Raw genomic sequence first — 20963 nt, 5'->3', positions numbered from 1 at the left:
GTCTGTCCGAAGAGCTGTTAGGAAAATCTATCGAACCGATAGTGTTCGTTTGCGAACTTTAATGAACATATTCGAAAAAGTAAAGTTCGGTTCCCATAGGGAAAGCTCTAACGCATGAACCGGGATGGTGGCGCAACGCGCGGCCACGGACGATACTCTCGGCAGCAGCCATTTCGAGGGGAATTCATGCGTGGACTTTTGATGATCGGCGCGGCGGCGATGCTTGCCGGATGCGTCAGCTCGCCGAGCCTGAACGGCACGATGGGCGCACCGTCGTTCGTATCGCTGCAGCAAATGTGCAGCGCCCAGACGGTCGACTACGGCAGCGATGCGCAAGGCGTCTACGCCGCGCTGTTCGACGCGTACGTGGCGAATCGGCACGGCAAGCTCTCGAAGGACGATTTCTGCGGCTTCCAGGCGGCGTTCGCGCAGCGCTACACGAGCCAGGGCACTAGCACGGATCCGCAGGTGCGCAATCAATGGGTGGCCTTCTTCACCGATCAGCGCGCCAAGGCAATAAGCTGGCGTGCGGCGGTCGATCCAACCTTGCGTAACGGCTAACGGCTAACGATTGACGAGCGCGAGTTTGAATCGCGCTTGCTGGAGCGATGAAGCGTCAGGCGCTCATGACTCTTCGGCGCGCCGCGGTTGCGCGCCGCGCCACAGCATCATGCGGATCTGCGCGAGGATCGCTTCCCTCGTCGGCCCGCCATGACCGGCCGGCTGCTGCGCCTCGGGCAATGGCAACTGGTTGGCGAGCGCCAGCATCGTGAATCCGTGCAGGCTTGCCCAGTACGCGTAGCCGATCAGATGCGGATCGCCTTCCAGCAACCGCGCCTCGACCAGTTGCCGGAAATGCTCGCTCAGCATTTGCCACGCGCGCTGCGACGCGGCGTCGAGTTCCGCATAGCCGCCCGCCGGTTGCGCGAAATCGAACATCAGACGATACGCATGCGGTTCGTCGAGCGCGAATTCGACGTAGGCATCGCTGACCGCGAGCCGGGTGTGGTCCGCCGGGTGCTGCGCGGCAGCTTCGATGCGCGCCGCGAAGCGATTGAACGCCGCCGCGCGGACCATCGCGAGGATCTCGTCCTTGTCGCGGAAGTAGCGGTAGGGCGTCATCGCGCTGCATCCCAATTCCTTCGCCAGTTCACGCATGGTCACGCCCTGCGCGCCGCGCGTCGCGAACGCGTCCTCGGCCACGCGTCGCATGGCTTCGCGGAATTGCCGGATGTCGTCGGGGGAAAGCGTTTTGGGCATGCGCGAAGGTAGGAAGTCCGTCGCGGCAATTTACTGTGTAAATGTGTTCCGCACAATAAAAAGGGGAGGCTCGAGCGAGCCTCCCCTTATCCGGGATCAAATCTGATGCGTCGAGTGGCGGCGCCGGCCAGCGCCCGCCAAGGCTAGGAAAGACGTTTGATGGCTCGTAACGCGCTGTCGCCGGTTTCCGTCACGCGCCATTGTTCGCTGCCCGACGCGAGCCGTTCGAGCTGCACCAGCTGGCGTTCCAGCAGGGCGTCGAGTTCTTCCCGCTCCATGTCGACCTGATTGGGAGCGTCCTTGACGAGCAACAGCGTGGCGAATTCATGCGGACTCAGCATCGTTCTCTCCATGTCAAGCTAACGCGGACGGCCTTGCCGGCGACTGGCCCGAAGCCAGTGAGGTCCGCTAGAGGATCAGGCGGGAAGTACGGCTCACACGACAGATTCACGCAACCGGCGCTACGCGAAAAGCGGAACGGACGCCGGGGAACTGGAGTGTAGTCAACCGCACGTTAAACACCAACTCGGCCCCAGTAAATTTTCCCTTTGACAATTAGCCGTTAGAGAGGCGGTTTGGAGCCGCGGCTAGAAGCTTGATTTCACTCGAAGTTTTGCGTGCGTTGCAGCATGGCGGAAAAGGCCTGGAGCAATAGGCCGCGCGCATGCGCTTCTCGCCGTCGAGCCCGCCCTACCCGGCGACGTACACCTGACAATTGGCCGCGGCCAGCGTCTCCGTCATCTCGGCCGGCGGCGGGGCGTCGGTGAAGAGGGCGTCGATCTGATCGAGGTGCCCTTGACGGACCAGCGCCGGGCGGCCGAACTTCGAGTTGTCGGCGGCGAGGAACACGGTGCGCGCGTGCTGGATGATCGCCTCGGCCACGCGCACCTCGCGCGTGTCGAAGTCGCGCAGCGTGCCGTCCGTTTCGATCGCCGATGTGCCGATGATCGCGAAGTCCACCTTGAACTGGCGAATGAAATCGATCGCCAGTTCGCCGACGATGCCCTTGTCCCACGGCCGTACGATGCCGCCCGTCACCAGCACCTCGCAATCCGGATAGCCGCTCATCATGCTGGCGACGTTCAGATTATTGGTGATCACGCGCAGGCCGCGATGCCGGTTGAGCGCGCGGGCGACTTCCTCGGTGGTGGTGCCGAGGTTGATGAACAGCGAAGCCTGATCGGGAATGTGCGTGGCGACTAACGTCGCGATGCGCCGTTTCTCTTCGTGGAACATGCGCTGGCGCGCGGTGTACGAGACGTTCTCGGAACTGGTCGGCAGACTCGCGCCGCCGTGATAGCGGCGCAGCAGGTTCATATCGGCGAGCCAGTTGACGTCGCGGCGGATCGTCTGCGGCGTCACGTCGAAGTGTGCCGCGAGGTCGTCCACGGTCACGAAGCCGTCGCGTTGCACCCACTCCAGCAGTTCCTGTTGCCGGGCGTTGAGAGTCAGGCGGGGGTCTCGGGTCATGTGTCTCGGTTCTGTTTTTTGCCGTCGCCGCCGGCTTTCGCGGTGACGCGCTAAGCTGGAAAGGCGGATTCGGGGTGAACGGGGTGGGGCCGGGGTGAGGCCGAGTTGGGGCCGGGTTGGGGTTATTGTAAGACCATCGCCCGGGTTGTCCGCGAACTCGCGCGACATCCATAAGATAAGGGGCGACCTGGCGCGAAGCGATGTCGCGAGTCGGACTGCATCGCGTCGGGTCATTCGTTAAAACATTCATTCAGGCCATTTGTGCATTTATTCATTTGATAAATGAATTTGTTTTTTGGGCCGGATCACGCTGCAATTCGAGGTCCTGTGTTGGCTTGATGTAATTCGCCTTAGAGAGTGTTCGACATGACTGGCTTCAACTGGCAAAACCCGTATCCGACGCCGCGCCTGCCCGTATTCGCGCGCAACATCGTTTCGACTTCGCATCCGCTCGCCGCCCAGGCCGGCCTGCGCATGCTGTGGAAAGGCGGCAATGCCGTCGATGCGGCCATCGCGGCCGCCGCGGCCATCACGGTGGTCGAGCCGGTGTCGTGCGGTCTCGGCGGTGACGCGTTCGCGCTGGTGTGGGACGGCCGGAAGCTGCACGGCCTGAACGCGTCGGGCGTGTCGCCGGCGGCGTGGAACGTCGACTACTTCAAGCGCAAATACGGCGAGGACAACGGTCTCGCGATCCAGCCCAAGCGCGGCTGGGACTCGGTGACGGTGCCGGGCGTGATCGCCGGTTGGGAGGCGCTGCACCAGAAATTCGGCTCGCTGCCGTTCGCCGATCTGATGGAGCCCGCGATCGAAATCGCCGAGCGCGGCCATGCGGTGGCGAGCATCGTCGCCTACAAATGGGCGGCCGCCGTGCCCGAACTGAAAGACCTGCCAGGCTTCGCGCCAACCTTCATGCCGCGCGGCCGCGCGCCGGAGGTCAGCGAGCTGGTGCGCTTCCCCGGCCACGCGAAGACGCTGCGCAAGCTCGCCGAACAGGGCCCGCGCGCGTATTACGAAGGCGAGATCGCCGAGCAGATCGCGGCATTCGCCCGCGAAGGCGGCGGCGCGATGACGCTGGACGACCTGCGCAACTACCGCGCGGATTGGGTCGAGCCGATCGGCAAGGATTATCGCGGCTACACGGTGCACGAGATTCCGCCGAACGGGCAGGGGATCGCGGCGTTGATCGCGCTGGGCATCCTCGAAAAATTCGACGTGAAGGAACTGGCGGTCGATAACGTCGAATCGCAGCATCTGCAGATCGAAGCGATGAAGCTCGCATTCGCCGACGTCTACCGCTACGTGGCCGACCCACGTTCCATGGACGTCACGCCCGAACAGATGCTCGACGACGCGTACCTCACGTCGCGCGCGAAGCTGATCGATCACAAGCGCGCCACGCAGTTCGACTTCGGCATGCCGAAGGCGGGCGGCACGATCTATATGTCCGTGGCGGACGAGCGCGGCATGATGGTCAGCTTCATCCAGTCGAACTACATGGGCTTCGGCTCGGGCATCGTGGTGCCGGACAGCGGCATCGCGATGCAGAACCGCGGCTGCGGTTTCTCGATGGACCCGAAGTCGCCGAACGTCGTGGAAGGCGGCAAGCGGCCGTTCCACACGATCATTCCGTCGTTCCTCACGCAGCAGGTGGACGGCCGCCAGGAAGCGGTGATGAGCTTCGGCGTGATGGGTGGCGACATGCAGCCGCAGGGGCATCTGCAATCGATCGTGCGGATGCTCGACTACGGCCAGCAGCCGCAGGCCGCCTGCGACGCGCCGCGCTGGAAGGTCAACCGCGACTTCACCATCGACATCGAAGCGACGCTCGATCCGGACACCGCCGCCGCATTGCAGAAGCGGGGCCACACGATCAAGTCGGTCGACGATCCGTACATGGACTTCGGCTCCGGCCAGTACATCTGGAAGCTGGATCGCGACGAGCCGGAGCGCGGTTATGTGGCGGCGAGCGACAGCCGCCGCGATGGGCTGGCCGCGGGGTTCTGAGTTCGCGGCAGGCCCGGGCAAGCGCGGTCAATCGATAACGACACGCATGAAGCGGCGCGCACCGATGTGCCGCTACGCTTCATTTCGCGGCAGGCAGGAGACGCCATGCAATCCCCCTCATCGCCGTCGGCGAATCCTTTTCCTCATGCCGCGCCCGCGCCGCTGTCCAGGGCGACGGTGCGACGGATCGTGTTTTCGTCGTCGGTCGGCAATGCGCTCGAATGGTTCGACTTCCTGGTCTACGGCTACTTCGCGACGATCATCGCCAGACAGTTTTTCCCGCTGCGCGACGAATGGCTGTCGACGCTGCTCGCCATCGCCACCTTCGGCATCTCGTTCCTGATGCGGCCGCTCGGCGCGGTGGTGCTCGGCATCTACGGCGATCGCAAAGGCCGCAAGGCGGCGCTGACGCTCGCCATCGCGCTGATGATGGTCGGCACCTTCACGATGGCGGTGATGCCGCCGTATGCATCGATCGGCATCGCGGCGCCGCTGCTGATCCTGCTCGCGCGGCTCGTGCAAGGTTTCGCGGTAGGCGGCGAGTTCGGCAGCGCGACGGCGTTCATGGTCGAGCACAGCGCGTCGCGTCGCGGGTATTACGCGAGCTGGCAGTTCGCGAGTCAGGGGCTCGCGGCGATCACCGCCGCGGCATTCGGTTCGCTGCTGACCGCATGGATGCCGCCCGAGCAGCTCGATAGCTGGGGCTGGCGTCTGCCGTTCGTGTTCGGTTTGCTGGTCGGGCCGGTGGGGTATTACATCCGCTCGCACCTCGACGAAACGCCGGAGTTTCTGGCGATGCGTCAGGCACGCGAGGAGCGTGAGGAGCGTGAGCGGCACGACGCGCGTGCGGCCGCCTCTCCGATTGCTCCAGGCGCAGATGACAAAGCAGCGGCTCATGGCGCTTCATTCGCGAACCAATGGGTCAACCTGCTGCTCGCCGTGGGCATCGTCGCGCAATCCACCGTCGGCGTGTACGTGCTGCAGCTCTACATGCCGATGTACGCGGTCAAGCAATTGCACATGCCGGCGGCAGCGTCGTTCGGGGTGGTGGTGCTCAACGGCGGCCTGCAGTTCCTGCTGTCGCCGGTGATGGGCGCGCTGTCCGATCGCATCGGGCGAATTCGCATCATGCTGACGACGTCGGTACTGATGGGCGCGCTGATCTATCCGATGTTCGCGCTACTGCAATCGCATCCGACCATCGGCTGGCTGTTGCTGCTGCAAGGCACCGCCGGCATCTTCAAGGCCGCTTATTCCGGCCCGATGCCCGCGCTGATGTCCGAGATCTTTCCGACGCAGGTCCGCTCGACGGGACTGTCGATCGGCTACAGCATCGGCGTGACGATCTTCGGCGGTTTCGCGCCGACCATCGTCGAGACGTTCATTCACTTGACCGGCGACAAACTCGCGCCGAGTTATTACGTGCTGATCGCGGCGGTGCTGTCGGGCGTATCGCTGGTGATCGTCGCGCTGCGCATGCGGCGCGTGCGCGCGGTGAGCGGGGTGCAGCCCGCTTGATTGCGCAGTGTCGATGCGGTGACGGCGCCGGTTGCACCCGGCCGGTCTGCCGGACAGACAAAAGCCAGCTCGACGAGCTGGCTTTTTTTCATCATGCGCGCCAGGTTTTTGTCTGACCGAAGGGTTCGACTACCCCGTGCCTGGAACTGTGCCGATCCGGCATGGTCTGTGCTGGGTTATCTGCAGAGTTGGTCAACACCGGCTAAGATGCAAGATACAAGGGGTTAACTCTAATCTAGACGCTGTATCCGACACGGCGAACCGTTCTGGCGAGAGCAGACGGTTCGGGCTCGCTCCACGAGTCGATACAGCTTTCGGAGCAACACGATGCACGCAGAGCTGAAACATGTCATGCCCTGGCGGATCGAGGACATCGACCTCACCCGCGTCGACCGGCAGAAAGCCGTCGCCAATGAAGATCTGTTGTTGCTGCTGTGCGCCGCCTCGTTTATCGAAAGCGGCACTGATCTTTATACAAGCAATTTGAGTACTTTTTTTGACGGTGATCCGGAAGTTTCCGCCTGGCTCAATAACGAGTGGGAGCCGGAGGAAATGCAGCACGGCCGGGCGCTCAAAACCTATATCGCTTACGTGTGGCCCGAGTTCGACTGGGACACCGCGTTTCGCCAGTTCATGGAAGAGTATTCGCTGACCTGTTCGGTGGAAGATTTCGAAAAGACCCGCGCGCTCGAAATGGTCGCGCGCTGCGTGGTGGAAACCGGCACGGCCACGCTGTATCGCGCGATCGGCGAGTGCTCGGACGAGCCGGTGCTCAAGGAGATCACCGACAACATCCGCACCGACGAAGTCCGTCACTACAAGCACTTTTTCAAGTTCTTCAAGAAGTACAACAAGATCGAAGGCAATGGCCGTCTGGCGGTGCTCGGCGCGCTGATGCGTCGTGTGATGGAGATCAAGAACGAGGATTCGGAGATCGCGTTGCGCCATGTGTTCGCGGTGCGTTATCCGGAGCGCGTGCACGACTCGGCGTACAACCGCGATCGGGCGGCGCGCATCAATGCGCTGGTGCGGCGCAATCTGTCGGCGGACATGTGCGTGAAGATGCTGCTCAAGCCGCTCGATATCCCGGCGCGCATTCAGCCGGGCGTGCACTATCCGTTGGCGAAGATCACGCAGCACGTGTTTTTCCGCTGACCGGCAAGCAGCACCGGTTGCATCAACATGGCCCGCCAGTGTCGAACGGCGGGCCATTTGCTTTTCGAGGCATGATGCGGACTTGTCCATCTTTCCTTTCAGCCGATCGGCTTCGAGACGACCATGAGCGATTCCTTGCAACCCGAACGTCCGCTGGATCAGTCGGCGTTCGACGAATGGCCCGACGCGGTGCGCGCATTGTTCGACGGCTCGTCGCTGGCGAGCAAGACGGGGTTCACCGCGTCGTTATTGAGCGTCGATGCGAATGGGCATCTGCGCACGTCGCTGCTGGGCATCGGCGAACTGTATGCGCCGGACTCGCGCTCGCTATGCATCGCGTTGTGGCCGCAGGCGAGGGCAACGCGCGCGATTGAGCGCAACGGCCGCGCGGCGCTGAGCTTCGTGTGCGACGAGGCGTTCTATCAGGTGCAGTTGCGCGTCGTGACGCTGGCCGCCGTGTCTGGCGACGACAGCGGCCTGGTCTATCTAAGCGGCTCGATCGATACGGCGGAAGCGCAGAGCGTGCGATACGCGCGTCTGACGAGCGGTATCACATTCGAACTGGTGGGAGAGCGGGAGAGGGTGCTCGATCGTTGGGAACGGCAGATCGAGCACCTGAAGCAGGCTGCGGCGGCACGCCGGTAGGGGCGGTGGTGCAGCGTCAAGACCGGCGATCGCCGCTGCCGTGCACGCAACGCGCAACGACAAACGATCGCCAGTCCGGCATGCTCAACGGCCGCGCTGACCGCTGCGCGTCGGCTGACCACCGCGCGGTGCATCGTTACGCGGCTTCGCGCCGCCGCCGAGCAACGCGCCCGGATTGCCGCCCTGGCCTTGCGGCTTGCGCGGCGCGTGCTGCGCGCCGCCGCCTTCGTGCGACACGGCACGCGGCCGCTCGTCATGACGATGACCGTCGCGGCGTGCCTGACCGCCGTTGCCTGCCGGCTTCGCACCTTGCGGCTTCGGCTGTTGCTGACCCGCGGCCGGACGCTGTCCCGACCGTTGCGCCGGCTTGGCTGCGCCGGCGCCGTCACGCTTCGGCGCTGCCTGACCCTGGCGTTGACCCTGACCTTGGCCTTGCCCCTGGCGCGGCGAACGTCCACCGCCACCGCCGCCCTGGCTGCGACGCAGAATCGGTTCGGGCTTCGCGGTCGGATCCGGCTCGAAACCGGCGATCACTTCCTGCGGCACCGGACGCTTGATCAGCTTCTCGATGTCCTTCAGCAGTTGCAACTCGTCGACGCACACCAGCGACACCGCCTCGCCCGTCGCACCCGCGCGGCCCGTGCGGCCGATGCGGTGCACGTAGTCTTCCGGCACGTTCGGCAGATCGAAGTTGACCACGTGCGGCAGTTGATCGATATCGATACCGCGTGCCGCGATGTCCGTCGCGACCAGCACCTGCAGCGTGCCGTCCTTGAACTCGGCGAGCGCGCGCGTGCGTGCGGACTGGCTCTTGTTGCCGTGAATCGCCAGCGCGCTGATGTCGTCCTTCGTCAGTTGCTCGGCCAGACGGTTCGCGCCGTGCTTGGTGCGCGTGAACACCAGCACCTGGAACCAGTTGTGTTGCTTGATCAGATGCGTGAGCAGTTCGCGCTTCTTGTCGCGGTCCACCGGGTGGATCTTCTGCGCGACCGTTTCCGCGGTCGTATTGCGGCGTGCGACTTCGATGAGCGCCGGCGAGTCGAGCAGATTGTCGGCGAGCGTCTTGATCTCGTCGGAGAAGGTCGCCGAGAACAGCAGGTTCTGGCGCTTCGGCGGCAGCTTCGCGAGCACGCGCTTGATGTCGTGAATGAAGCCCATGTCGAGCATGCGGTCCGCTTCGTCGAGCACGAGAATCTCGAGATGCGACAGGTCGATGGTCTTCTGCTGCATGTGATCGAGCAGACGGCCCGGCGTCGCGACGACGATGTCCACGCCGCTGCGCAGCGCGCCGATCTGCGGATTGATGCCGACGCCGCCGAACATCACGGTCGACTTCAGCTTCAGATACTTGCCGTAGGCGCGCACGCTTTCCTCGACCTGGGCGGCGAGCTCGCGCGTCGGCGTGAGGATCAACGCGCGCACCGCGCGCTTGCCCGAACCTGTCGCGACCGCAGGCATGCTGTTCAGGCGTTGCAGGATGGGCAGCGTGAAGCCGGCGGTCTTGCCGGTGCCGGTCTGCGCGCCGGCCAGCAGGTCGCCGCCGTTGAGCACGGCCGGAATCGCCTGGGTCTGGATCGGAGTCGGGGTGGTGTAGCCGAGTTCGTTTACAGCGCGGACCAACGGTTCGGACAAGCCGAGGGAATCAAAAGACATAAATGCTCTTTGCAATGCAGTTTCGCGAACGGCGGCTGGGGCCCTGACAGGCCTCGACGCAGCTTCGACACGCCGGCATGGCGCGACCGAGGCTGCGGCTCAGATCCGTTCGCTGAGAAATCGGCGGCACGCTCAAATGCGTGCCGAATGCTTCAACGCGCTATCAAGACACGTTGACTGGCCTTAAGTTGCATTTCGCCGCCGTGGCGTGTCACGCGACGTAGCGCGCGACACTGACGAATTGACACAGACTGCCCGCCAGAACGAACAGGTGCCAGATACCATGTCCGTGCCGGATGCGCTCGTCGTTGATGAAGAAGTAGATCCCGGCGCTGTAGATGACGCCCCCGGCCACGAGCCAGGCGGTACCCGCTGCCGGTAAAGCTTGAACCAGCGGGCGGACGGCCACGAGCGCGAGCCATCCCATCAACACGTACAACACCATCGACACGCTGCGGGTGCGTCGCCCGAGCGTGAGTTCCTGCACGATGCCGAGGGCGGCGAGCCCCCAGCTGACGCCGAATAACGACCAGCCCCACGGGCCGCGCAATGTCACGAGCGTGAACGGGGTGTAGCTGCCGGCGATCAGCAGGTAGATCGCCGAATGGTCGCATTTCTGCAGAACCGCTTTGACACGCGGGTTGCGCACGCTGTGATACAGCGTCGAGATCGCGTACAGCACGATCAGCATCGCCCCGTACACGCTGAAACTGACCACCTTGTACGCGTCGCCGTCGAGCGCGCCCATCGTCACGAGCGTTGCCAGCCCCGCCACCGACAGCACGGCGCCGACGAGGTGGGTGATGCTGTTGAAACGCTCTCCGACATGCACGGCTCTTTCCTCCTGCGCGGTTTCATCGGACCCGAAGAGCCCACATGATACCGGTCCTGAAAAAACGAAGGGCGCGGCCGCGTTTTCCGCAGGCCGCGCCCAGGGTGCGACGAACGCTGCTTAGTCGAGCGGCGCCGAACGCAGATCCGACACTTGCTGCGGCGACACGGCCGTGCCGTGGTTGCCCCACGACATACGGATGTAGGTCACGACAGCCGCCACTTCCGTGTTCGACAGAGCCTGCGCGAACGGCGGCATGCCGTACGGATGCGGGTTGCCTTCCGTGCTCGGCGGGTAACCGCCATTCAGCACCATACGGATCGGGTTGACCGCCGACGGCATCTGGATGGACTGGTTATTCGCGAGCGGCGGGAACGACGGCGGCATGCCGAGGCCGTTTTCCGCGTGGCACTTCGCGCAATTGTCAGCGTAGATCTTCTGACCTTGCTTCAACAGTTCGCCGCCGAACTTTTCCGACGTTTCGAGCTGCATCGTTTCCGGTGCTTCGCTCTTCTGCGGAATCGTCTTCAGATACGTGGCCATCGCGTTGATGTCCGCGTCAGACATGTACTGCAGGCTGTTGTGGACCACTTCGGCCATCGGACCGAACACCGCGCCGCGGGCCGACACGCCGTTCTTCAGCAGATCGGCGATGTCTTTGGTTTCCCAGTCGCCGAGGCCTGCTTCCTTGTTCGACGTCAGCGACGGCGCGTACCAGTTCTGCAGCGGGATCAGGCCGCCGGCGAACGCCGCCGAGCTGACCGGGCCGCCCATCGCGTTGATCGACGTGTGGCACATGCCGCAGTGACCGAGGCCTTCGATCAGGTACGCACCGCGATTCCATTCCACCGACTTGGTCGGATCCGGCTTGTACTCGCCTTCACGGAAGAACAGCGTGCGCCAGCCGATCAGCATGTTGCGCTGGTTGAACGGGAATTTCAGTTCGTGCGGACGGCTCGGCACGTTGACCGGCGCGACCGAACGCAGATACGCGTAGATCGCGTCCGAGTCGGCGCGCGTGACCTTCGTGTAGCTCGTGAACGGGAAGCCCGGGTACAGCAGGCTGCCGTCCTTCGAGCGGCCGGTGTGCATGGCGCGATAGAAGTCGTCCTGGGTCCACTTGCCGATGCCGTATTGATCGTCCGGCGTGATGTTCGGCGTGAACATGGTGCCGAACGGCGTGGCCATGGGCAGGCCGCCGGCGAATTGCTTGCCGCCGCGCACCGTGTGGCAGGCGATACAGTCGCCGGCGCGGGCGAGATACTCGCCCTTCTTGATCAACGCGGCCTGATCGGCGGGCGTGGCGGCCATCGCGGAGCCGTTGTGCAGGTTGTCGCCGCCCGACCACAGGACGGGGACGAGCGCGGCAGCTGCAACGACGATGACTGCCGAGAGGGCGAACAAAGACTTGCGTTTCATTTAGTGTCTCTCCCGGTGCCTTATTGCGGTTCGCTGCCGCAGGCAAGCGGAGTCTTCATCGAGCGGGCCGGAGCCGGCACGGGGTTTTGTGGGGCCTTCTGCGTGGCGAGCCACGAAGCGACGGCGTTCACGTCATCGTCCGTCAGGCGGGTGGCGATGGTGTGCATGCAATCCGGCGCGATCGCATGACGCGAACCCGAACGCCACGCGCCGAGCTGCGCGCTGATGTAGTCGGAGTGCAGACCGACCAGACCCGGGATGGCCGGCTCCATGCCGGTCAGCGCCTTGCCGTGGCAGGCCGCGCACGCGGGAATCTGCTTCGATGCGTCGCCATTCAGCACGATCTGCTGGCCGCGCGCGAGCGTGCTTTGCGACACCGTCGGCTTGGCCGGCGGCGGATACGGCGGACGCTGCTGCGAGAAGTAAGTGGCGATCTGGTGGAGGTAGTCGTCCGAGAGATACGTGACGAGGTAGTTCATGGGCGGGTACTTGCGGCGCCCTTCGCGGAAATTCTGCAGCTGGTTGTACAGATAGTCGGCCGGCTTGCCCGCGAGGCGCGGGAAGTAGTCGTTGTCCGTACCCTGGCCGTGGCTGCCATGACATGCCGTGCACCCTTGCACGCGCGCTTCCATCGTGTCGGGGGCCTTCGGTTGAGTCTGCGCTTTCGCAGCGCTGTAGACACCCGCGGAGCCGATCAGCAGAAGGGCGAGCAACGGGCGGAAAAGGCGTCTAGAAGACACGCGTAACTCCATCAATATCGGGGACCTGACCGAACTTCGAGCGGCTCGGTGTGAAGGGCCGCCGGCGCTGCGGCGACGCAGCATTCTATCATCGAAGGGTGATGCTGACTATTTGACACATTATGAGAAAGGCTCCGGGTGTCACCGCAATGCGACAGTTTGACGCGCGCAATGTTGCATGCGGTGCTTGCGGGCATGGGACTCGCCCGATCCCGGCCGAGCCGAATTCCACGCAAAACGCCGTGCGCAACGGCTCGCCGGCATCGCGCGCCGCGCTTCGCCGGCAATCCAGGTTGAACCGACGCGCGCCGGCGCCATCGAAGCGTACACTTCCGGGCTCGCCGGCCCGGCGCCGGTCTGCCACCAACCCGGCTCCGGCCTGGACCCGCTCCGGTTCGACGTCCTCCGTTTCACCGTTTTCCTGATCATCCGCTATCGGCCTTACATGAAGCTATTCAATCTTTCCCGTATGGCGCGTCGCGCGCTGTTCCGCATGGCGCCGCGCACGACGGCGTCGGCCCTCGGCGTCGCCGCGCTGGTGGCCGCGTCCTCGGCGTTCGCGCACGCGCATCTGGTGTCGAGCGAGCCGGCGGCGAATGCCGCGGTGGCCGCGCCGGCCGAACTGACCATGCATTTCACCGAGCCGCTCGAACCGGCGTTCAGCCGCATCGAACTGGCCGACGCAAGCGGCAAGCCCGCCCTGCCGGCCGATGCGCCGTCGGCGTCGGTCGATAAGGGCGACGCCAAGGTCATGCATCTGCCGCTGCCGCCGTTGGGCGCGGGCCGCTACGCGGTGCATTGGACGGCGGTGGCCACGGACGGCCATCGGACCCAGGGCGACTTTTCGTTCAACGTCAAATGAGCATCGACGGATTGTGGATCGGGCAGGTCGCCATGGCCGCGCTCATGAATGTCGCGTTCGCGTTCGCCGTGGGGTCGGCGCTACTCGGCGCGTGGCTCGCGAAGGACGCGCAAACCAAGGTGTCGCCGGCACGTCCGGCCTGGTTGCGCGCGCAACGGTCGATGCTGACCGCGACCGTCGTGCTGGTGCTCGCCGATCTCGGCTGGCTGCTGTATCAGGCGGCGTCGATGAGCGGTGTGGCGTTGCCGGCGGCGATCGGCGTAGTGCCGACCGTGCTGACGCAGACGCATGTCGGCTACGGCTGGAGCGTGGCCTTCGCGGGCGCGCTGGTGTTGCTCGGCACGGCCATGACCAGCCAGACCGGCATGCTGCGCAACGCGCTGCTGTGGCTCGCGGTGATCGCGGTCGCGGCCGGCAAGGCCTCGCTCGGTCACGCGGCCGATGCGGGCGTGGCGTCGGCGGCGATCGGCATGCAGACGCTGCACGTGCTGGTGACCAGCGTGTGGGGCGGCCTTGCGATGGCCGCCGGGCTCTCGGTGCTGCCGGTGCTCGGCACGTCGACCGCGCGCGGCATGCTGATCCGCACGGCGACACAGGTGTCGAACGTGTCGCTGGTCGCGGTCGGGCTGGTGCTGCTGTCGGGTATTTTCAACGCGGTGCGCGGGTCGGGCGGCTCGTTCGAGGCGATCGAGCAGAGCACGTGGGGCCATGTGCTGACGCTGAAGCTCACGCTGGTCGCGATGGCGCTCGTGCTCGGCGGGCTGAACCGGGTGCTGGCATTGCCGCGCCTGCGCCGCACGGCATCGACGATGGACGCGCATACGTTCGTCAACGTGCTGTATCTCGAAGCGCTTGCGATGATCGGCGTGTTTGTCGCGGCGGCCGCGTTGTCGCATAGCGTGCCGGCGTTTGCCGCGTTGGGTTGAGCCGGGCGGCGGACCGCTTCACGCGTCCGCGATGCGGCATCCGTGCAACATCCACTGGTCGACGAAATCGACACAATCGGCGCAATCCGGCTGGCCGCTTCACACGCGCGAGCCGAACCGCCACATCGGCCGCATAAAAAAGCGCCGCACGGCAAATGCGTGCGGCGCAATACACACGGTCGCCTGGCGGTGGCCAGCACATCCGTTACTACCCGTTGAACGGCGGACGTCGATGTCGCCCGCTCGATGGTCTCCCCGCAAACCCCGTGAGCGGCTTATTCCAGGCCCAGCCGATGCCCGAGAATCGGCGCGCAGAACAGCGCGATCGCGCAGCCGGCAGCCTTGCCTTCCAGCTCCGCGCCCGCGGTGCGCGAGCCGTAAAGATGCGTCAGCAGATCGAACAGCTGCGGCAGGCAATAAATCACCGCCGCGCTCAAGAAACATTTCTCGATCACCGAGATGCGCCAGCCGCGTTCGAATGCAAGCACCGCGCCGAGAATGCGTAGCACGCCGAACATGACCAGCGCGCCGACGGCGGCCTGTTCGCGGATCAGATAGTCAGGAAGGAATTCGCCCATGATTGCCCCCGATGCATGTGATGTTTTGCATGCATTTGAGCAAGGACCGGGCCATGTGTATGTCCGATACCGAACAGTCGGCCGGAGAGCCTTGCCGGGCAAGGCTTTGCGGGTAGGCGAGAGTGGCGATGCGAAGGGCTCGAAACGCCTGTTCGAGCCCGTTTGGTCCTGAGTGTTACGTTACTGCGACGGCCCGCGCGTGACGTCACCGTAACGCGCGGCCGGCTGTCTGCCTTGTGCTGACGCTCACCACTCGGCGACGCTACCGTCCGCATGGCGCCACACCGGATTGCGCCAGCGATGACCGACCTTGGCCATCTCGCGCACCTTCTCCTCGTTGACCTCGATGCCGAGGCCGGGGCCTTGCGGAATCGACACGAAGCCGTCTTCGTACTTGAAGACTTCCGGGTTCTTGATGTAGTCGAGCAGGTCGTTGCCCTGGTTGTAGTGAATCCCGAGGCTCTGTTCCTGGATGAACGCGTTGTAGCTCACCGCGTCGATCTGCAGACAGGTGGCCAGCGCGATCGGACCGAGCGGGCAGTGCAGCGCGAGCGCGACATCGTAGGCCTCGGCCATCGACGCGATCTTGCGGCACTCGGTGATCCCGCCCGCGTGCGATGCGTCCGGCTGGATGATGTCGACGTAGCCGCCCGACAGAATGTGCTTGAAGTCCCAGCGCGAATACAGACGCTCGCCCAGCGCGATCGGCGTATTGGTCTGGTTGACGATATCGCGCAATGCCTCGGCGTTCTCCGACAGCACCGGCTCCTCGATGAACAGCAGCTTATACGGGTCGAGTTCCTTCGCGAGCACCTTGGCCATCGGCTTGTGCACGCGGCCGTGGAAGTCCACGCCGATGCCGATGTCCGGTCCGACCGCCTCGCGCACCGCCGCGACGTTGTTGATGACGCCCTGCACCTTGTCGAAGGTGTCGATGATCTGCAGCTCTTCCGAGCCGTTCATCTTGACCGCCTTGAAGCCGCGTTCGACCACCGCGCGCGCGTTATTGGCGACGTCGCTCGGACGGTCGCCGCCGATCCACGAATACACCTTGATCCGGTCGCGCACCTGGCCGCCGAGCAGCGCGTGAATCGGCACGCCGTGATGCTTGCCCTTGATATCCCACAGCGCCTGGTCGACGCCGGCGATCGCGCTCATGGTGATCGGGCCGCCACGATAGAATCCGGCGCGGTACATGACCTGCCAGTGGTCTTCGATCAGCAGCGGGTCTTTGCCGATCAGATAGTCCGACAGCTCTTCCACCGCGGCCGCGACCGTATGCGCGCGCCCCTCGACCACCGGTTCGCCCCAGCCGACGATGCCTTCGTCCGTCTCGATCTTCAGGAAGCACCAGCGCGGCGGGACAATGAAGGTTTCGAGCTTGGTGATTTTCATGGTGCGAGTCTCCTTGAAAGGCTGGGGCGCCTGCGAGCGATTTCGGGGACTCACATGCTACAACAGAATCCCTTTAAAGTACTATTAATAGTACTATTGGCCAGATAGTGGTCGGGGGACGGCCGGTGCCGGCATCCGACATCAAGCGCGCCGCGAGGGCGCCAGGAGAAAGTTATTCAGCACGATCTGCACGGGCGCGTCGCCCACCTGCTGGCGACCGCGATTCTGCGCGGCGACTACGCGCCCGAATCGATCCTGCCGCGCGAGGCGGAGTTGATGGAAACCTTCGGCGTGAGTCGCACGGTGTTGCGCGAGGCCTTGCGCACGCTGACCTCGAAAGGGCTGATCGAGTCGCGTCCGCGGGTCGGCACACGGGTACGGCCGCGGCAAGCGTGGAACCTGCTGGATGTCGACGTGCTCGACTGGTATTCGCGCGTCGCCGAGCCGATGACGTTCGCGCTCAAGCTTCAGGAAATGCGCGAGATGATCGAGCCGTACGCGGCGGGTCTCGCGGCGGCGTCGCATACCGACGTCGCGTTTGACGCGCTGACGCAAGCGCATGCCGCGATGGTGGCGGCGCGCAATGTCGACGAATGGGTGCGCGCCGATCTGGCGTTCCATCTGAGCGTGCTGAGCGCGTGCAGCAACGAACTGCTGATACCGCTGGGCACGTTGATCGAACGGACGCTGGAAGCGCAGCTACGGTTGAATGCGAAGCGCGCTGACGTGTATAACGCGTCGCTCGACGAACATACCGCCGTGTTCGAAGCGATCCGCGAGCGGGATGCGGATGCGGCGCGCGCGGCGATGGCAAGTCTGCTTGGGGTGACGCGCGGGCGGATCGAGGGCTAGTTGCCCAGGCGATCAATCGTTCAATCGTTCAACCGTTCGGTCCCGAACCCGCAAGTCCCGCCCCAACGCACTCAAGCCGCCGCGATCCGGTTCAGCGCCGCGTCGTTCGGTGGCTGCAACGCGCACGATGTCCCGCCGGGCGTGTACATCATCACCACGCACCGATTGCACGACGTACAACCGGACGCGCGCGACGGTTGCGAGCGCAACTGGTCGACGAAACCCGGATCGAACACCAGCGCGCGCGCCATCGCGACGGCCTCGAATCCTTCGCGCAAAGCGTGTTCGATGTTGGCCAGCGAGCGCACGCCGCCAAGGTAGGCCAGCGGCATCCGCACCGCCTCGCGCACCTTGCGCGAATGCTCCAGCAAATACATCTCCCTGAAGCCGTCGAACTTCGGCTCGGTCAATTTCTGCAACGACATCGCGCATCGCACGATCGGGTTGGACACGTTGGCGCGCGCCTCGGCCGGCATCGGACCGCCGAACAGTTGCCAGACCGACTCGACGTTCATTCCGCCGCTCAGTACCAGCATGTGCGCGCCGTCCGCTTCGAGCAGACGCGCGATCGTCGCGGCGTCGTCGGCGGTGCTGCCGCCCTTGACGCCTTCGGTCACCCCGATCTTGCATAGCACCGCCATGTGGCGGCCGACCGCGTCGAGCACGGCCCGCAAGACCTGGCGTGGAAACCGCGCGCGGTCCTCGGCCGACCCGCCGTACGCGTCACGTCGATGGTTATAGAGCGGCGACAGGAACTGGCTCAGCAGATAGCCGTGGCCCATGTGAATCTCGACGGCGTCGAAGCCCGCCTCGCGCGCGACGCGGGCCGCCTGCGCGAACTGGCGGGCGTATGCGTCCATCTCGCGTTCGCTCATCGCCTGCTTGAGGAAGCGGCCGCTCATCATGCCGACCTTGTTGAAGCCGCCCGACGCGCTGAGCGGCCGGCGTGTCGACAGCTCCGGCAGGAAGGTGAAGCAGCCGCCGTGCGTGATCTGTGCGCAAGCCGCCGCGCCGTGCCGATGCACGGCGTCGGTCAAGGCCCGGAACGGCGCGAGCGTCGCGGGCCGAAGCTGCGCCTGATCGACGAAGGTGCGGCCGTCGGCGCTGACCGCGCAATACGCGACCGTGGTCATCGCCGCGCCGCCCGCCGCGACGCGCGCGTGCAGATCGACGAGCAGCCGCGACGGCACGCCGCCGGGCGTCATGCCTTCGTTGGTGGCCGACTTGATCAGGCGGTTGCGAAGCGTGATGGGCCCGACACGAAGCGGGCTGAACGGACTCGAGGCGGCGCTCATGGACGGTGACGATGGCGATGACGTGGATGAAACGCGACCGTCTCATTCTTGGAGTCGCTGCCGCGCCGCACATCGTCTGTCCAGACTACGTAGTTATTCGGGCATGCCGGTCCGGGGTCATTGGGCCGGCTGCATCAGTCCATCGCCTCAGTCCATCGCCGCATGCGCGACCGACGCGTCCGGCGCCTTGTGCGCGGGACGGATCAGCAACAGCAACGGAATCACCAGCAGCGTCGCCATGAACATCAGCTTGAAGTCGTTCAGATACGCGATCATCGACGCCTGCTGCGTGATCGACACGTTCAGCGCCGCCATGTCGGCGATCGAACCGTTCGCCAGCATCGGCTGCAGCGCCGGATTGAACGGCGTGATGTTGGCCGCGAGGTCGGCGTGCGAGACCTGGGTATTACGCGTCATCAGCGTCTGCACGATCGAAATGCCGATACTGCTGCCGATATTGCGCATCAGGCTGTACGTGGCGGTGCCGTCCGCGCGCAACGCGGGCGTGAGCGTCGAGAAGGTCAGCGCGCTCAGCGGCACGAACACGAGACCGAGCCCGAAGCCCTGAATCACACCCGGCCAGACGATGTCCGAGGCCGACAGCACGATCGTGTAATGCATCATCTGCCACAGCGCGAACGCCGAGATCAGGAAGCCGGCCAGCAGCAATAGCCGCGCGTCGATCCGCTTCAGCAGGCGGCCGGCGAACAGCATCGCGACCATCGTGCCCGCGCCGCTCGGCGCGGTGACGAGGCCGGTGGTGGCGACCGGATAGTTCATCAGGTTCTGCAGCATCGGTGGGAGCAGCGCGCGGGTCGCGTACATCACCGCGCCGATCACGAAGATGAAGAACGTGCCGGTGGCGAAGTTCGGATCCTTCAGCAACTCGTATTTGAAGAACGACGTCTTGCCGACCGTCGCCGTGTGCACGAGAAAGAACGCGAATGCGATCGCCGCGATCAACGCCTCGGCGACGATCTCGTGCGAGCCGAACCAGTCGAGCTGTTCGCCGCGATCGAGCATGGCCTGCAACGCGCCGATCGCGAGACCGAGCGTGGCGAAGCCGAACGCGTCGAATTTCGCGTCGTGCTTAGGCTCGCGGGTGGGCAGAAAGGTCGCCACGCCGAACAGCGCGAACGCGCCGATCGGCACGTTGATGAAGAACACCCAGCGCCAGTTGTAGCTGTCGGTGAGCCAGCCGCCGAGCGTCGGTCCGAGAATCGGCCCGACCATCACGCCCATGCCCCACACGGCCATCGCCTGGCCCTGCTTCTCGCGCGGGTTGATGTCGAGCAGGATGGACTGCGACAGCGGCACCAGCGACGCCCCGAAAATCCCCTGCAACAGCCGCGATGCGACGATCTGCGTAAGCGTCTCCGACAGCCCGCACAGCGCCGACGACACCGTGAAACCGCCGATCGCGACGATCAGCAGCCGCTTCACGCTCAGCCGGTCGGACAGCCAGCCGGTGAGCGGCGTGGCGATCGCGGCGGCGACGATGTACGAGGTCAGCACCCAGGTGATCTCGTCCTGCGAGGCCGACAGCGTGCCTTGCATATGCGGCAGCGCGACGTTGGCGATGGTGCTGTCGAGCGTCTGGATCAGCGTCGCCAGCATGATCGAGAGTGTGATCATCGGCCGGTTGAGCGGCGCGGCGCCGCTCGCGGGCGAAGAGTCGGAAGACATGAGTGCGTGGGGTTGGCCGAAATAATAAGCATGCTTAGTATATCGGCTGAACGACGGACCGCCATCGGGAATTATGCGGAGCCTGAATAAGCCGCCGCGATCCCCGAACGCACGGCGGCTTCGTATAATCCGCGCATGAAGAAAACCCAACTCGATGAGCGCTTCGGCTTTCTGATTTCCGACGTCGGCCGTCTGACCGGCAAACGCTTCGACGACCTCGCGAAGTCCTCGGTGGATCTGACGCGCGCGCAGTGCCGTGTGCTTGCCTATCTCGCGCACTACGGCGACATCAACCAGGCGCGGCTCGCGGACCTGCTGGAAGTCGCGCCGATTTCGGCGGGCCGTTTGCTCGACCGCATGGAGGAGGGCGGCTGGATCGAACGCACCGCCAATCCGCAGGACCGCCGCGAGCGCCAGGTCGGCATGACACCGAAGGCCGAGCGCACGCTCGGCAAGGCCCGCAAGGTCGGCGACGAAGTTGCGCTCGAAGCGCTGGAGGGTTTCAGCGACGCCGAGGCAAAGCAGTTGATCGCGTTGCTGCAACGGGTGCGCGGCAATCTGAGCCGGCTGGTGGACCGTTGATGCGCGACGCGCGCGGCGGTGGCGAGAGCGCCTGGCGGGCGTCGCCCCTACGCGGCATGCCAGCGTTGTCTCCGGTCTAAACAACGGAAAC

At 64.8% G+C, this 20963-nt stretch carries 20 protein-coding genes; 9 read left to right on the top strand and 11 right to left on the bottom strand.

Going from position 1 to position 20963, the window contains the following annotated elements; all coding sequences use genetic code 11:
* Positions 1-186: 186 nt before the first annotated feature.
* On the top strand, positions 187-561 hold the full coding sequence (locus LFL96_RS16395) for a hypothetical protein (protein WP_280996242.1): 375 nt from the start codon (positions 187-189) through the stop codon (positions 559-561).
* Positions 562-624: 63 nt separating this feature from the next.
* Here LFL96_RS16395 and LFL96_RS16390 read toward each other — a convergent pair whose 3' ends face one another.
* From LFL96_RS16390 to LFL96_RS16380, 3 genes are all read right to left on the bottom strand, one after another.
* The gene (locus LFL96_RS16390) at positions 625-1260 is read right to left on the bottom strand and encodes a TetR/AcrR family transcriptional regulator (protein ID WP_280996241.1); all 636 of its coding nucleotides are present in this window, start codon (positions 1258-1260) and stop codon (positions 625-627) included.
* A gap of 143 nt (positions 1261-1403) precedes the next feature.
* On the bottom strand, positions 1404-1601 hold the full coding sequence (locus LFL96_RS16385; protein WP_280996240.1) for a hypothetical protein: 198 nt from the start codon (positions 1599-1601) through the stop codon (positions 1404-1406).
* Positions 1602-1950: 349 nt separating this feature from the next.
* The gene (locus LFL96_RS16380) at positions 1951-2730 is read right to left on the bottom strand and encodes a DeoR/GlpR family DNA-binding transcription regulator (protein ID WP_280996239.1); all 780 of its coding nucleotides are present in this window, start codon (positions 2728-2730) and stop codon (positions 1951-1953) included.
* Between the two features lie 366 nt (positions 2731-3096).
* Here LFL96_RS16380 and LFL96_RS16375 point away from each other — a divergent pair, with 366 nt between their 5' ends.
* The 4 genes from LFL96_RS16375 (at position 3097) to LFL96_RS16360 (ending at position 8052) form a co-directional block, all read left to right on the top strand.
* A complete protein-coding gene (locus LFL96_RS16375; protein ID WP_280996238.1) occupies positions 3097-4734 on the top strand; it encodes a gamma-glutamyltransferase family protein in 1638 nt (545 codons plus the stop codon).
* A 105-nt stretch (positions 4735-4839) separates the two neighbouring features.
* Positions 4840-6252: an MFS transporter gene (locus LFL96_RS16370; protein ID WP_280996237.1), complete on the top strand. Its 1413-nt coding sequence runs from the start codon at positions 4840-4842 to the stop codon at positions 6250-6252.
* 327 nt (positions 6253-6579) lie between these two features.
* Positions 6580-7407: a ferritin-like domain-containing protein gene (locus LFL96_RS16365; RefSeq protein ID WP_280996236.1), complete on the top strand. Its 828-nt coding sequence runs from the start codon at positions 6580-6582 to the stop codon at positions 7405-7407.
* A 123-nt stretch (positions 7408-7530) separates the two neighbouring features.
* Entirely contained in the window at positions 7531-8052 is a 522-nt protein-coding gene (locus tag LFL96_RS16360) for a hypothetical protein (RefSeq protein ID WP_280996235.1), read from the top strand.
* Between the two features lie 84 nt (positions 8053-8136).
* On the opposite strand, the gene LFL96_RS16355 is transcribed toward LFL96_RS16360, so the two are convergent.
* The 4 genes from LFL96_RS16355 to LFL96_RS16340 form a co-directional block, all read right to left on the bottom strand.
* Entirely contained in the window at positions 8137-9705 is a 1569-nt protein-coding gene (locus LFL96_RS16355) for a DEAD/DEAH box helicase (RefSeq protein WP_280996234.1), read from the bottom strand.
* A gap of 211 nt (positions 9706-9916) precedes the next feature.
* Positions 9917-10537: a hemolysin III family protein gene (locus tag LFL96_RS16350; protein ID WP_280996233.1), complete on the bottom strand. Its 621-nt coding sequence runs from the start codon at positions 10535-10537 to the stop codon at positions 9917-9919.
* A gap of 120 nt (positions 10538-10657) precedes the next feature.
* On the bottom strand, positions 10658-11956 hold the full coding sequence (locus tag LFL96_RS16345; RefSeq protein WP_280996232.1) for a cytochrome c: 1299 nt from the start codon (positions 11954-11956) through the stop codon (positions 10658-10660).
* Between the two features lie 20 nt (positions 11957-11976).
* Positions 11977-12708, bottom strand: a complete 732-nt coding sequence (locus LFL96_RS16340) for a c-type cytochrome (RefSeq protein WP_280996231.1) — start codon at positions 12706-12708, stop codon at positions 11977-11979.
* Positions 12709-13141: 433 nt separating this feature from the next.
* On the opposite strand from LFL96_RS16340, the gene copC reads away from it, so the two are divergent.
* Both copC and LFL96_RS16330 read left to right on the top strand, forming a co-directional pair.
* Positions 13142-13558 (top strand): copper homeostasis periplasmic binding protein CopC, encoded by a 417-nt coding sequence (copC, locus tag LFL96_RS16335; protein ID WP_280996230.1) that lies wholly within the window; start codon positions 13142-13144, stop codon positions 13556-13558.
* Complete coding sequence (locus LFL96_RS16330) at positions 13555-14484, top strand: CopD family protein (protein ID WP_280996229.1); 930 nt, start codon at positions 13555-13557, stop codon at positions 14482-14484. The genes copC and LFL96_RS16330 overlap by 4 nt, the downstream gene beginning before the upstream one ends.
* 275 nt (positions 14485-14759) lie before the next feature.
* Here LFL96_RS16330 and LFL96_RS16325 read toward each other — a convergent pair whose 3' ends face one another.
* Together LFL96_RS16325 and dgoD are read right to left on the bottom strand one after the other, a co-directional pair.
* Positions 14760-15062 (bottom strand): hypothetical protein, encoded by a 303-nt coding sequence (locus LFL96_RS16325; RefSeq protein ID WP_280996228.1) that lies wholly within the window; start codon positions 15060-15062, stop codon positions 14760-14762.
* Positions 15063-15308: 246 nt separating this feature from the next.
* On the bottom strand, positions 15309-16457 hold the full coding sequence (dgoD, locus tag LFL96_RS16320) for a galactonate dehydratase (RefSeq protein ID WP_280996227.1): 1149 nt from the start codon (positions 16455-16457) through the stop codon (positions 15309-15311).
* 174 nt (positions 16458-16631) lie between these two features.
* On the opposite strand from dgoD, the gene LFL96_RS16315 reads away from it, so the two are divergent.
* Positions 16632-17309 carry a FadR/GntR family transcriptional regulator gene (locus LFL96_RS16315; protein WP_281000798.1) on the top strand — a complete coding sequence of 226 codons (678 nt, stop codon included), beginning with the start codon at positions 16632-16634 and terminating at the stop codon, positions 17307-17309.
* Between the two features lie 71 nt (positions 17310-17380).
* Here the strand turns inward: LFL96_RS16315 and LFL96_RS16310 are convergent, their stop codons facing one another.
* Together LFL96_RS16310 and LFL96_RS16305 are read right to left on the bottom strand one after the other, a co-directional pair.
* Positions 17381-18604 carry an NADH:flavin oxidoreductase gene (locus LFL96_RS16310; protein ID WP_280996226.1) on the bottom strand — a complete coding sequence of 408 codons (1224 nt, stop codon included), beginning with the start codon at positions 18602-18604 and terminating at the stop codon, positions 17381-17383.
* Between the two features lie 147 nt (positions 18605-18751).
* Complete coding sequence (locus tag LFL96_RS16305) at positions 18752-20290, bottom strand: MDR family MFS transporter (RefSeq protein WP_280996225.1); 1539 nt, start codon at positions 20288-20290, stop codon at positions 18752-18754.
* Positions 20291-20425: 135 nt separating this feature from the next.
* Between LFL96_RS16305 and LFL96_RS16300 the strand changes: the two genes are divergently transcribed.
* Complete coding sequence (locus LFL96_RS16300; protein ID WP_280996224.1) at positions 20426-20872, top strand: MarR family transcriptional regulator; 447 nt, start codon at positions 20426-20428, stop codon at positions 20870-20872.
* Positions 20873-20963 lie beyond the last annotated feature (91 nt).

The organism is Paraburkholderia sp. D15 (genome assembly GCF_029910215.1).
Classification (GTDB): domain Bacteria; phylum Pseudomonadota; class Gammaproteobacteria; order Burkholderiales; family Burkholderiaceae; genus Paraburkholderia.
This window is presented reverse-complemented; position numbering and strand designations above follow the sequence as displayed.